The sequence below is a fragment of the Chryseobacterium sp. HMWF035 genome (genome assembly GCF_003094695.1).
Classification (GTDB): Bacteria; Bacteroidota; Bacteroidia; order Flavobacteriales; family Weeksellaceae; genus Chryseobacterium; species Chryseobacterium gambrini.
In genome coordinates this window covers 1-9,650 of the sequence record NZ_QEHP01000072.1, presented here as the reverse complement: position 1 = coordinate 9,650, position 9,650 = coordinate 1, and the positions used below count along the sequence as shown (strand labels likewise).

Here is a 9,650-nt window from a genome sequence, read left to right as displayed (position 1 = left end):
CTCGTATCGAAAAAACTGATCGGAAGCTTCATGAGTTTAATAAAGAAATCGGAAATAATAGAAATATTAATCCTTGCCGAAAGATGAAGCAAAATCCAACTTCGGATCATTTCAATTCCCATTCTTCCCATAAAAAGCATCACTTGTGCTAAAAGGACAAGATAAATAAAATTAAGATCCTGATTCTGAATACCAACATCTACAATACTCTGGGTAAGGAAAGGGAAAATCAGAGAAAGTAAACTTCCTGCCAAAAGTCCTACTGCGAGCTGGATAACCAGCGATTTATATTTTAATACATATTTTGAAAGAAAAGAAAAACTGGCTTTACTTTCCTGATCATCAAATTCTGTCTGGAAAAAAGCAGGGGTGGTTTCTAAAATAAGAACAATTCCCTCTTCTGTTTTTTCATTGGCATTTTCACCGATCCATAACTTGATGAATTCTTCTCTCGTGTAGGTAATGAGTCCGTATCCGGGATCTGAAACGTAAACTTTGTTGTTTTTGTCTATTTTATAAACAACCACGAAGTGATTTTTATTCCAGTGGACAATACAGGGAAACGGAACTTCCTCTGCAAGAGATTCAAAATTAATCTGAACTCCTAAAGAACGGAACCCAAGATCTTCCGCAGCATCACTCAATCCGAGTAAGCTGCTTCCTTCCCTTGTCGTTTCTGAAAGGTTACGTATTTGTTGTAAAGATATACTTTTGCCATAATGTTTGCTTACAATACGAAGGCAGGTAGGACCACAGTCTTTGGAGTCTGGTTGACGATAGAAAGGAAAATTTTTCATTAATAAAGAATAGTAGAGACTGTAAATTTACAGTCTCTATTGATTTTTAGATATACTTGGATTATATAGCACATCCTGCAGGAAGAGGATAAACAGGTGCATATCCACACGGCATAACGTTGGTAGCTCCAGACGGAACATCAAGCCCATAATGTTGAACCGGAATTCCAGTACCACCCATTACATCTCCTGGAATTTGATAACAATATGTTACATTATAACATATCAGTAAGCTAGGATCAAAATTAATTTTTTTTCCTCCATCAATTTTTTTTAAATCATTACGATTTAATTTATTTAAATTTTTCATAAGTATTTATTTAAATTTTCCTACTCTATTAAGCTTTTCGGATTCCGCTTTAAATTTTTCCTAAATTAGTGAATTTTGTATTACAAAAATTAATTATCCGTTAAATTTCTTCGTCTTCAGACAATTCATCAATAAAATAGTAAATATCTTCACGATCGTATTTATCAGGAAACTGATAACCGTTGATTAAAATGATTGGGGTAAAATTTAATCCAGCATTTCTGTTTTCGGCAGACATTTCCACAAGAGGAGTAAGATCCTCCTGAGCGGAATTTGTTCCTGCTTTTTGTCTTACTTTATTTTCATCTTTGTTTTCAAACCAATATTCTATAAGTTGTAAGAACTCCTGAGATGGTTTATTTCGGTAGGTATACATGAAATCTGAAATCAGATTCGTGAATTTCTCGTTCTGTTTATCCGGAGAATAGTTAAATCTCATCTGCACCGAAATATCATTTGGATATTTAGTAAGTAAATTTTCTACAATTTTATGAGCATCTTTACAAAATCCGCAGTATGGATTTGAAACAATCGATAAATGCAGTTTGGCATCTTTGTTTCCTATAAAAAAGGTTTCATTATCGGAAAATGTTACTTTTTCTTTTTCTAATAGTTCTCTTTTGAAAAGTTCATAATTTCTTTTGAATCTTAAATTTTTTGCATTCGATTTTTGCAGGGTTTCTCTTTCTTCAAGTGTATTGTTTAAATACAAAACCATTGAAAATACAGCAATCCATAAAATAATACCAAGTAAAGCGGTTTTCAGATCAAAAGAGATAATTGGAAAAAGCAAAACACTGATTAAAATCTGGGCTGTTAAAACAGAAATAATCAAAAGGCAGACACGGCAAAAAGTTTTTTCAACAAATCCCTGAACATATAAAGAATAGCCGATTGCAATAACCGAAGCAAAGGTAAAACCTTTAATAATAAGTGAAGTTGCAGGAAGAAACAATCCTAAAATGGTAAGTCCAACAAAATAGATCAGAGAAAAATCTGAGAACTTAAGCCCTAAAATGCTTGTCTTATCCTGAGTAATGATTTTGCTGCAGGAATTTACAGCCTGGTTTCCTGCTGTATCTCCACAGATACTTCCGATAACGGTAGAAGTATTTCCGAATTTCTGATTGAAAAGTTCTAAAGAAATATACACTCCTACCAATGATAAAACATTGAAAACTGCTTCATACCAAGCTAAATTAATTGCTGAATAGATTAAAACAACCGCAAAAATAGCATAAATAAAAGGTTTGTAGCTTGTCACTGATTTTTGCTCAACTTTATCTTTTTCAAACAGCAAAACAAAATCTGTGGATTTTTTGTGCAGTTCTTCTTTATTTAAAGTCTTTGCTTTATCGGAATAAATGGAATATTGTGTGCCGTTTTTTTTAACGAGCGAAAAAGAATTATCTACAATGGTAATAAACTCTTCAGGAAGTTCATCCCAATATTCTTTATCTAATTCGTAGGCATCATTTCGTACGCCCATGAAATTTAATGTGTCGCTGAAAGCTAAAGCAGAAGGATAATTTGGGTGTGAGTTGAACTGAAAAAGAAACTCCTGTTTGTCGAGTTTTAGATAGTTAATGAGTTTGTCCAATAGCATATTAATATTTTTCATCTAAAATAAGCAGATGTTTGAAAAAAACAAATACTTTTTTCATTTTAACGTGATTTATGTTTATTTTATTGCTTATGAATGTTTTATATTCAATTTTATAAGTGATATATACGATTTTACTATTTGCTACTAATAAAATCCTGCAAATTTTTCTCTGAAGATAGACCAACAGTAGACTTTAAAATCTTAGAATTGTTATCAAGAAGAACAGTATATGGAATCGCACCATTTAATTTGAAATGCATCTGAATTTTTTCGTAGTTTGGATCTTTTCCATTGATGATGAATTGCCTCCAATTCATTTTTTCTTCATTGAGTGCTTTTTTCCAAGCATTTTTATCTTCATCAATTGAGATTGAAATAAATTCTAATGATTCATCTTTTTTCCTGTACATGTTTTTCAAAAGAGGGATTTCCTCTCTGCAAGGTCCGCACCAACTTGCCCAGAAAACAACCAGATGCTTTTTATATTTTGAATCCAAAATAGCAGATTTCTCACCACTGATATTTTCCAATGAGGGAAGCGATGTATTTTTCTCGGTGTATCTTTTTTTGTTGTAGGCGGATAAATTTTTAAAAGTTGTACTTTGAGTAATTTCTCCTTTGAAAAATTTTAAATATTCATCGACTTGTTGTGGAGAAAAACTGTTTTTATTATCCCTAATTTGATATAACAAATGATAAGAATAAGGATATTTTTTTATTTTTTCTTTTACAGTTTGAATCATTTTGCTATCTATCTTATCAAATAAATCACCATCAATATTATAGAAAGCCTCTGTTTGTTGTCCGGCTTTTAAGGGAGGTCCTGTTACTGGTTTTCTGTCCGGAGGAAGCTGAATTCCAACTAAAGTGTCATATTTTAAATTGCCCATAATTTCAATTATCGAATCAGATAAAAATACGCTAGTTCCCCAACCTGAACCTTTATATTTTGCATTTGTCCTAAAAGAAAAAAAACGCAAAACTCCTTTTTTATCAATATGGTCAATTCCAATATAGACAGGCTCCTTTTCAAACCATTTATGAGATATTTTAAATACACCATTAATACTTTTTACACTATCTACTTTATTACTAGGATAATCTTTAAAAAGGTATACAGTTCCATCTGGTAAATTAGGAATATTACCTTTGATTATGGTTTGTTGTTGGTTTTTAGAACATGAGGTAAAGCAAAAAATAAAAAGTATAAGTAAATAGTAGAGTTTCATAATTTTTGTGGTTTTGTAAAAGTAATAATTAAAGTTCTTTCATCATGTCTATCTCAATGATATTATTATCTCTTTTTATTCTATCTTTCCTAAGCTTTTCTACGATTCTAATATGTTCGCTTCTCTTTTCATCTGATTCGTAATAAACATCACCACTCATTGCGCGTTGTTTGAAATCTTTGGCAGGATCTTTACGAAAATCTTTGTAGAATTTTACAAATTTATTCGTTGTAAAAAGTCTAATATTTTTACCTAAATCAACATTATTATATATTTTTGAAGATATTATTTTTTTTACTTCTTTAAGTTGAAAAGAATGATAACCTTTTGAGTCTTCAATTTTAACAATCAAACCAGGCAAATCTCTAAATTTATAGGGTCCATCATGAAAAGGAATTGTTTCCGTAAACCAAGCAGACCAAACTCTGCCACCGAAAATAAGCTCAGCTTTTTGACATTCATAGCCTGAAATTACTTCTTTTTGTTGAAGTAATTTCCAGTTAAGCTTTCTTTCATCTGTTATTACAAATTTATAAGCTGTTGAATATTCATCAGTAATTAATGAAACTATCGAATTGTTATAATTTTTTTTAATAATATATCGGATATGAACATTTTGATCAGGCATTGTCATTAATCCCTTTTTGGCATCTTCTGTCATTGTTGAATCTGATATGAATTTTCTTAAACTAAAAAAGAGAGATTTTTCAGGATCAACAGCTAAAATCATTTCTTCATTTATTATACTATCTTTTCTTAATGTATCTGGAATAGATTTATAATTATATGTAAATCTATAATCCTGAGCTGAATATAGAGATACTAAGTTTAAAAATATTATTAACAGGTACTTTATAGTGTTGATATTTTTCATATTCTTCGTATAAATTATAGCACTCTAAAATTATTATTTAGAGTGCTAATTTAAAATTATTTTAGCATGCTACAGGATATGAACCTGTACTACAAACTGGATTACCTTTAATATAGACGCATGAGCTACATGCATCACTATTATTAGAACAGCATTTATAATATTTTCCTTCACCCTCATCACCAACAGCATAAATATTATTGTTATTCGGATCTATTTTTCCGCCAAATACATCTTTCAAATTTTGTCTCGAAAGTTTTCTAAGATTTTTCATCTATTTAAATTTTTTAATTAATAATTTGCTTTTTGCCATACAATCCCTGACACGGGTTTTTTACTGATCAGTTTGCAATTTATACCAGCGCAAATATAAATTGAGTTGTTAAAGCGCTTTATCAATATTGAGATTTCAAAACTAGAAAAAAAATATTTCATTAATGGAAGAAATATGTTGCAATTTTTTTGCGATTTTCTTGCAAATTTTGCGCAAAATTTGCATACATTTGTATTAAACACCTGTAAAATGATTCAAGAAAAATTGAAAAAGATTAGAGAAGAAAAAGGTATGTCTCAGGAAAAAATGGCAAAAATATTATCTACAGGTATTTCCAGTTATTCTAGAAAGGAAAACGGGAAATCGAAAATTCACGATGATGAATGGGAAAAGCTTGCAAAAGCATTAGATGTTCCTGTTGAAGATCTTAAAGAAGATCTTATTTCTGGAGTTGTTCATAATGAAAATTCCACTTTTAACGATACTTCTAATTCTGGAAATTATTATAATCAGAATTTTAATATTCCAAACTCTGTTTTAGAAAACCTGCAGGATTATATTTCTCTGCTTAAAAGAGATATAGAATTACTTAAAAAAGAAAATGAAAATTTAAGATCTCAGAAATAATTTTACAATTATCTTATAATTTGTATTCAGTTAAAAAGTTGAGAAACACCAAATGCTTCTCAACTTTTTTAATTTGTGAATTGCTTTTTCTGCAAAATTTCCCCTGCAATTTTTCTAAACCGGAGTTAAAACTCTAAGGCAGTAAGGATTTGTTGGGCAGGTTCTATCCTTACAGCATTTTACGATGTATGGAGATATTCCGCCCGTTAAAACTTTTAATTCTGCTCGGCTCAACTTTTTTAAATTTTTCATAATTCTTTTGTTCTTTACATATTACATTGTCTTGGTAATCGGCAAAGCGTACCACAACAGATAGAACCTCCGGGACAATAACCGTCATCCGTTCTGCAAGCCAGTCCTCCTAAAACCGCTTTCATTTCGTTTCGATCTAGTTTTTTAAGATTTTTCATAATTAAAGGGAATTAAGGGCATACTGCATTAGCTGGTCTACACGTTCCATCCGGACACAATTGCTGTCCTCTTTTACATTTACAGATTGCCGGCGGAAAAGGACCTCCACAGTCGTACCATCCTCCATTCACAGATTTTAATTCTGGTCGGGATAATTTTTTCAAATTTTTCATAGAATATTAATTTTAATTGTTCCTACTCTTTATCGCTTTTCGGATTCCGCGTTAAATATTGATGATGATTTGCAATTCATCATATTCTGTTTTTTTAATTATTCCTTGGTAAAAGATTGCTGCATACTTACGTTTGGCGAAACAATTTCCAGTTCAATCGTATAATTTCCGGATAGCAGATCAGATGTATCAATCGTATAGGAATTTGTAGGGCTAATCTGTTGCGCTTTCTTGATATTCCATGCCGAATCATAAATAGTAAATGCGCTAAGATTTCTATTTTGTGGCATTAACTGAATGATTAGTGAGTTCTTGGTTTGTCGGATAAGTAGTTCTACATCATCTGATGTTGTTCCGCTTCCCTGTCCGCTCGTTCCCGTTGCTTTGGTTCCGTCGCCTTCAGAACTGACTGCCAGATTCATGGTGCAATCTGTACATACAGAATTTGTCTGACCTGAAAAAGATCCTGGATTTTTTATGCTTTGCCCAAAATAGAAGGAGGAGCCTAAAAAAAGAAATAATATTGTTTTTAACATCATAAATTGGTTTTGTTTTATCAAAAGTATTATTAATCAACTTTATACACTATCCCATAAATATGGTATATTTACTTTTTATGATGAAACATTTTATTTTATTCTGTTTATTAAGCAGTGTCTTTTTTATGGCTCAGAAAAAGGATACTGAGATTGAAGATTTCCTTACAAAATACAGAAGAAATTTAATCACAGATTTAGACTCTTCTGTGTATTACATCAACAAAGTGAAAATAATCAGTGAAAGAAAAGGGGATAATTTTTATCTTTCTAAAGGATTGTATGGACTGGGATATTGTTTTTACCAGAAAGGAGACATTGAAAAAGCACAATACTATATTAAAAAATCGATTCCTGTTGCTTTTCGTTCAGATAATTTTCAGACTCAGGCTCTTGCTTATAACCAATTGGGACTTATTGAAAATAATAAGAGCAATTACCAGCTTGCAATACAGCTGTTTTTAAAATCATTAAAAATTTCTGAAAAGCGGGAGCTTAACGAAAAAAGCTTTGCCTTAAAAAATTTGGGAAATTTGTTTTTATCTCAAAATGATACTGTTCAGGCAATACATTATTTTCAGGAAGATTATCGGTTTACAAAAGAGAAGAATTTAATCTCTGAGCAGTTTGGAAGCAGTAATAATTTAGGCATGATTCTGCGGAAAAAAAATCCGGATTCAGCATTGATGTATTTCACAGATGCACTTTCGATAGCCAGACAACTGGATCAGAAAAAGTGGCAGTATGACATTCATATCAATCTGGCTGTCTTTTTTATGGGCGATCACAGGAAAAATCTGGCTGCTGCTTTATCGCACCTCAAGGCTGCAAAAAGATTGATTGAAGATATCGGAGATTCGAGCTTAAATTTTTTATACTACTATAATTTAGGAGGGTATCATTATAAAAAAAAACAGTATTCTGAGGCGATAACTTATTATTTAAAAGCAGAGAAAATTGCAGATAATCCTGCGATTCCGTTGGATTATAAAATATCATTGATGGATGATCTCAATACAGTTTTCAGTAAAAACGGAGACTACAAAGAAGCTTATCAGTACCTGAAAATCTACAATAAATTAAATGACAGTGTTTTTAGCGTTGAAAAAAACCGAAACATCAATGAAATTATTACCAGATACGAAGTTGATAAAAAAAACAGCCAGATTAAGCTCCTGAATCAGCAGAAAGAACTGCAGGAGAAAAAGAATAAATTAGTGGTTGTTACCTCTCTTTTATCTATTTTTATATTAACGGGTTTTTTATATTTCGGATATAAAAGAGCTCAGTTTCTTAAAAAATTAAGGCTTCAGGAAAATATTAATCATCAACAGGAAAAAGAAAGATTATTAAGAGAGCAGGAACTTAAAGAAATGACTGCTCTTATAAAAGGACAGGATATTGAACGGAATAGAATTGCCAAAGATCTTCATGACGGTGTCGCGGGTGATTTGGCAGGAATAAAACTCTTGTTGGCAAAAGAGAATGCGGATCTTAACAATAAAAATTTAGATAAAATTCAGGACAATATTTCTAATTTATTTCAGGAAATAAGGGAGATTTCTCATAATCTGAGTATTAATAATCTGAGAGACAAAAACCTTAAAGATCTTTTACTGGATTTGAAAACCATTTATGAGCAACGTAATGAATTCAGTTTTTATCTTTACATCTATCCTGAAAATGCATTGGATGATTTAAGCGAAATTAAAAAAATAAACCTTTACAGAATTTTGCAGGAATTGCTGAATAATATTTCCAGACACGCCAAAGCAACAGAAGTAGAGTTGTCCGTCAACAGAGATCTTAATAATATTAATATTTTCATTACGGATAACGGAGTCGGTTTTTCTATGAATGAAAAAGGAGTAGGGCTTAAAAATATTCAGGACAGATTGGAAATCATATCAGGTGAAATAAATATACAGTCTACTAAAGACAAAGAAACAACTGTAATTATTGATTTAAAACAATGAGAAGTACAATAAAAATTGCCATTATAGATGATCACCTTATTTTTTTAAAAGGTCTCACTATGCTTCTGGAGCAGGAAGAACATTTTAAGGTAATTTATTCCTGCAATACCTATTCTGATCTGATGAGAAATTTACAATCTGAAATTCCGGATCTGTTGATTACTGATATTTCCATGCCTCAAATCAACGGAATCGAACTGTCTAAAATGATAAAAAAGCTTTATCCGACCATTAAGATCCTGATTATGAGTTCTTATTCCAATATGGTTTCTACGGATGATGTGGATGGATATTTACTGAAAGATGCAGATTCTGATGTACTTATTGAAGGTATAAAAAATATGGTCTGGAATGATGCAAAAGTATTTCACAAAGATTTTCAGCCTGCAGCGAAATATGATTTCAACAAAAATATTGTAAGCAAAAGAGAAAAAGAGATCATAAGCTATATCGGAAAAGGTTTTACAACAGAAGAAATTGCAGAAAAGCTCTACATCAGCAAACATACTGTAGAAACCCACCGAAAGAATATTTTCAATAAGCTTCAGGTGAATAATATTGCGGCTCTCGTTAAAAAATCCATTACTTTAGGATTGCTGGATGTTTAATTTTTATTTTGGAAAAGACATTTTATTACAATAATCTTTTTATCAGCTATTTAGTGTGAATAAAAACAATTTCAAACGAACTCAAAAAAACTTAAAAATTCATAAAGTTTTCATAAAGTTTTTAAAAAAAGGGCATAATACTGAAAAATAGTTGGTAGAATCCTATCAAAAACTCATTGTTAGGCTGTTTGGAGGAAGTTTTATGAAACGTGTTTCATAAAACTTTTTC

The 9,650-nt window shown here is 31.0% G+C and carries 13 protein-coding genes; 3 read left to right on the top strand and 10 right to left on the bottom strand.

Annotated features, from left to right (window positions below):
- From DD829_RS11520 to DD829_RS11495, 6 genes are all read right to left on the bottom strand, one after another.
- On the bottom strand, positions 1-797 hold a 797-nt coding region (locus DD829_RS11520; RefSeq protein ID WP_262497955.1), incomplete at its 3' end, for a cysteine peptidase family C39 domain-containing protein.
- A gap of 61 nt (positions 798-858) precedes the next feature.
- On the bottom strand, positions 859-1,107 hold the full coding sequence (locus tag DD829_RS11515) for a hypothetical protein (protein ID WP_108411501.1): 249 nt from the start codon (positions 1,105-1,107) through the stop codon (positions 859-861).
- Between the two features lie 100 nt (positions 1,108-1,207).
- On the bottom strand, positions 1,208-2,728 hold the full coding sequence (locus tag DD829_RS11510) for a thioredoxin domain-containing protein (protein WP_228408173.1): 1,521 nt from the start codon (positions 2,726-2,728) through the stop codon (positions 1,208-1,210).
- Positions 2,729-2,847: 119 nt separating this feature from the next.
- Complete coding sequence (locus DD829_RS11505; protein WP_116547775.1) at positions 2,848-3,942, bottom strand: TlpA disulfide reductase family protein; 1,095 nt, start codon at positions 3,940-3,942, stop codon at positions 2,848-2,850.
- A gap of 28 nt (positions 3,943-3,970) precedes the next feature.
- Entirely contained in the window at positions 3,971-4,816 is an 846-nt protein-coding gene (locus tag DD829_RS11500) for a GLPGLI family protein (protein ID WP_116547774.1), read from the bottom strand.
- A gap of 61 nt (positions 4,817-4,877) precedes the next feature.
- Positions 4,878-5,090, bottom strand: a complete 213-nt coding sequence (locus tag DD829_RS11495) for a bacteriocin-like protein (RefSeq protein ID WP_116547773.1) — start codon at positions 5,088-5,090, stop codon at positions 4,878-4,880.
- 264 nt (positions 5,091-5,354) lie between these two features.
- Between DD829_RS11495 and DD829_RS11490 the strand changes: the two genes are divergently transcribed.
- The gene (locus DD829_RS11490; RefSeq protein WP_262497954.1) at positions 5,355-5,717 is read left to right on the top strand and encodes a helix-turn-helix domain-containing protein; all 363 of its coding nucleotides are present in this window, start codon (positions 5,355-5,357) and stop codon (positions 5,715-5,717) included.
- Between the two features lie 114 nt (positions 5,718-5,831).
- On the opposite strand, the gene DD829_RS24465 is transcribed toward DD829_RS11490, so the two are convergent.
- The 4 genes from DD829_RS24465 to DD829_RS11485 all read right to left on the bottom strand — a co-directional run bounded on the left by DD829_RS24465 (position 5,832) and on the right by DD829_RS11485 (position 6,723).
- Positions 5,832-5,969 (bottom strand): bacteriocin-like protein, encoded by a 138-nt coding sequence (locus DD829_RS24465; RefSeq protein WP_408640174.1) that lies wholly within the window; start codon positions 5,967-5,969, stop codon positions 5,832-5,834.
- 14 nt (positions 5,970-5,983) lie between these two features.
- Entirely contained in the window at positions 5,984-6,127 is a 144-nt protein-coding gene (locus DD829_RS23580; protein ID WP_165796748.1) for a bacteriocin-like protein, read from the bottom strand.
- A 12-nt stretch (positions 6,128-6,139) separates the two neighbouring features.
- On the bottom strand, positions 6,140-6,301 hold the full coding sequence (locus DD829_RS23575; protein WP_165796747.1) for a bacteriocin-like protein: 162 nt from the start codon (positions 6,299-6,301) through the stop codon (positions 6,140-6,142).
- 98 nt (positions 6,302-6,399) lie between these two features.
- On the bottom strand, positions 6,400-6,723 hold the full coding sequence (locus DD829_RS11485) for a hypothetical protein (protein WP_108411495.1): 324 nt from the start codon (positions 6,721-6,723) through the stop codon (positions 6,400-6,402).
- A gap of 242 nt (positions 6,724-6,965) precedes the next feature.
- Between DD829_RS11485 and DD829_RS11480 the strand changes: the two genes are divergently transcribed.
- Both DD829_RS11480 and DD829_RS11475 read left to right on the top strand, forming a co-directional pair.
- On the top strand, positions 6,966-8,813 hold the full coding sequence (locus tag DD829_RS11480) for a tetratricopeptide repeat-containing sensor histidine kinase (protein WP_165814857.1): 1,848 nt from the start codon (positions 6,966-6,968) through the stop codon (positions 8,811-8,813).
- Positions 8,810-9,421: a response regulator transcription factor gene (locus DD829_RS11475; RefSeq protein WP_108410891.1), complete on the top strand. Its 612-nt coding sequence runs from the start codon at positions 8,810-8,812 to the stop codon at positions 9,419-9,421. Before DD829_RS11480 ends, DD829_RS11475 begins: the two co-directional genes overlap by 4 nt.
- Positions 9,422-9,650 lie beyond the last annotated feature (229 nt).

Excerpts from the sequence above, each read along its gene's own strand:
- DD829_RS11485 (WP_108411495.1), bottom strand. The coding sequence starts at position 6,723 with ATGAATCTGGCAGTCAGTTCTGAAGGCGACGGAACCAAAGCAACGGGA.
- DD829_RS11510 (WP_228408173.1), bottom strand. The coding sequence starts at position 2,728 with ATGAAAAATATTAATATGCTATTGGACAAACTCATTAACTATCTAAAA.
- DD829_RS11505 (WP_116547775.1), bottom strand. The coding sequence starts at position 3,942 with ATGAAACTCTACTATTTACTTATACTTTTTATTTTTTGCTTTACCTCA.
- DD829_RS11500 (WP_116547774.1), bottom strand. The coding sequence starts at position 4,816 with ATGAAAAATATCAACACTATAAAGTACCTGTTAATAATATTTTTAAAC.
- DD829_RS23575 (WP_165796747.1), bottom strand. The coding sequence starts at position 6,301 with ATGAAAAATTTGAAAAAATTATCCCGACCAGAATTAAAATCTGTGAAT.
- DD829_RS23580 (WP_165796748.1), bottom strand. The coding sequence starts at position 6,127 with ATGAAAAATCTTAAAAAACTAGATCGAAACGAAATGAAAGCGGTTTTA.
- DD829_RS11475 (WP_108410891.1), top strand. The coding sequence starts at position 8,810 with ATGAGAAGTACAATAAAAATTGCCATTATAGATGATCACCTTATTTTT.
- DD829_RS24465 (WP_408640174.1), bottom strand. The coding sequence starts at position 5,969 with ATGAAAAATTTAAAAAAGTTGAGCCGAGCAGAATTAAAAGTTTTAACG.
- DD829_RS11515 (WP_108411501.1), bottom strand. The coding sequence starts at position 1,107 with ATGAAAAATTTAAATAAATTAAATCGTAATGATTTAAAAAAAATTGAT.
- DD829_RS11495 (WP_116547773.1), bottom strand. The coding sequence starts at position 5,090 with ATGAAAAATCTTAGAAAACTTTCGAGACAAAATTTGAAAGATGTATTT.
- DD829_RS11480 (WP_165814857.1), top strand. The coding sequence starts at position 6,966 with ATGGCTCAGAAAAAGGATACTGAGATTGAAGATTTCCTTACAAAATAC.